This window comes from Paenibacillus sp. cl130 (assembly GCF_900116035.1).
Taxonomy (GTDB): domain Bacteria; phylum Bacillota; class Bacilli; order Paenibacillales; family Paenibacillaceae; genus Paenibacillus; species Paenibacillus polymyxa_B.
Map to the genome: position 1 here is coordinate 1 of NZ_FOYG01000026.1, position 1,729 is coordinate 1,729.

Annotated in this window: 1 protein-coding gene; it reads left to right on the forward strand. The window is 56.2% G+C overall.

The features are described 5' to 3' along the window. Positions 1 to 1,729 (forward strand): condensation domain-containing protein (locus tag BM358_RS26160; RefSeq protein ID WP_143109578.1); only part of this gene is annotated, 1,729 nt, incomplete at both ends.

Here is a 1,729-nt window from a genome sequence, read left to right on the forward strand (position 1 = left end):
GGAGATTGGCGTTCACGACAACTTCTTCGACATCGGCGGCCACTCCCTGCGGGCGACGACGCTGGTCAGCAAGATTCATAAAGAGTTGAACGTGGATCTGCCGCTGCGTGACGTGTTCCGCCATTCCATGATCGAGAGCATGGCATCCGCCATTTCCCGGCTGGATGAGCAGACATTCATTGCCATTCCGGTGGCGGATGACCGGGAGGTGTACCCGCAATCTTTTGCTCAAAAACGTCTCTTTATCCTGAATCAACTGGAAGGCGCGGAGCTTAGCTACAACATGCCGGAAGCGATGCTGCTGGAGGGTGCTTTGGATCGGACAAGGTTCGAAGAAGCGTTCCGTAAGCTCGTGGCGCGGCATGAAATGCTGCGCACCGGGTTCGAAATGGTGGATGGCGAAGCATCGCAGCGGTTATACCATGACGTGAATTTTGCTGTGGAGTTCTATCGAGTGGATGAGCAAGAGGCCGAAGAGACGGTTCGCCGTTTCGTCCGTCCGTTTGACTTGGTGAAGCCTCCGCTGCTGAGGGTAGGCCTTGTCGAGCTGGCTCCGGAACGCCATATTCTAATGTACGACATGCATCATATTATTTCCGACGGCGTCTCGATGGAAATCTTTGTTGAAGAATTCGTCCGCTTGTACGGCGGCGAGCAATTGGAGCCTCTGCGCGTTCAGTACAAAGACTACACCGTTTGGCAGCATTCGCAGGAGCAGAAGGAACGGCTTCAGCGTCAGGAGGCGTACTGGCTGGACATGTTCCAAGGCGAGCTTCCGGTGCTGGAAATGCCGACCGACTATCCGCGTCCGGCCGTGCAGAGCTACGAAGGCCAAACGCTGGAGTTTTTCTTCGACGCTTCGAAAACCGACGGCCTGAAGCAGCTGGCCTCGGAAACGGGCACAACGCTGTTTATGGTGCTGCTTGCGGCGTATAACGTCCTTCTGCATAAATATTCAGGTCAGGAAGACGTGATCGTCGGTACGCCGATTGCCGGAAGGAATCATGGGGATGTGCAGCCGTTGATCGGGATTTTCTTAAACACGCTGGCTATCCGCAGTTATCCGGCTTCGGAGAAGACATTCCTGTCATACCTGAACGAAGTCAAAGAAACGACCCTCCACGCCTTCGAGCATCAAAACTATCCGTTCGAAGAATTGGTGGACAAGGTGCAAGTCACCCGTGATTTAAGCCGCAATCCGCTCTTCGACACGCTGTTTACGATGCAGAATACGGAGGACGAGGAATTTGAGCTGGAAGGGCTTCGCCTGATTCCTTATCCGAGCGCACTGGATACCGCGAAGTTTGATATCAGCTTGGATGTGGGCGAGGAGAACGGCGGCTTGGATTACAGCTTCGAATATGCGACGGCTCTCTACAAAAGGGAGACGATCGAACGGCTGGCGAAACATTACGAGCAGCTGCTCGTAACGATCGTAAGCCGTCCAGATGCGAAGATCGCCGAGCTGAACTTGCTGACGGCAGAGGAAAAAGAACAAATTCTCGGCGCGTTCAACCCAGCGCAGCCGGAAGCGGCTCCTGTGGCCGCGTTCCACCGGCTGTTCGAGGAACAGGCGGAGCGCACGCCGGAAGCGGAGGCCGTCGTGTACGAGAACGACCGGCTGACGTATGCGGAGCTGAACGAGCGGGCGAACCGTTTGGCGGCCACGCTGCGCGCAAGCGGCATCGGCCGGGAGACGATCGTCGGCATTCTCGCCGAGCGTTCGGTG